Source organism: Adlercreutzia equolifaciens, assembly GCF_029076695.1.
Classification (GTDB): Bacteria; Actinomycetota; Coriobacteriia; order Coriobacteriales; family Eggerthellaceae; genus Adlercreutzia; species Adlercreutzia equolifaciens_A.
This window is the reverse complement of record NZ_JARFIK010000123.1, coordinates 1-370: the sequence shown is the minus strand read 5'-3', so window position 1 is coordinate 370 and position 370 is coordinate 1. Positions and strand designations below refer to the sequence as shown.

General features: G+C 63.8%; 1 protein-coding gene. It reads right to left on the bottom strand.

Annotated elements, in window-relative coordinates; genetic code table 11:
• On the bottom strand, positions 1 to 370 hold a 370-nt coding region (locus PZH32_RS11735; protein WP_275208433.1), incomplete at both ends, for a response regulator transcription factor.

The window sequence follows — 370 nt, the reverse complement described above, 5'->3', positions numbered from 1 at the left end:
GCTTGCTGTAGATGTGTCGCACATGGCTCTTCACCGTGTTATGGGACAGCACGAGCCGCTCCTGAATGACCGAGGCCGTGCGGCCACGGGCCAGCAGCTGCAGCACGTCCACCACGCGCGCTGTGAGTCCGAATCGCTGGGCCACCGCCGCGCAGGCCTCATCGAGCCGCTGCTCGCTGCCGAGCGCCTCCTCAGAAGCGAATGCTTTATCCGCTTCATCGCGGCGCGCATCCTCCGAAAGGCCGCTCTTCGGGTCCTTTCCATCGGTCTTCTCATCCCCCTCCGGCCCCAGCACGGGCAGCACTCCATCGATGGCTTGGGTAAAACTTCCCGGCTTTACCGCCACGAAGCTGTAGTCCACAAACCCGAA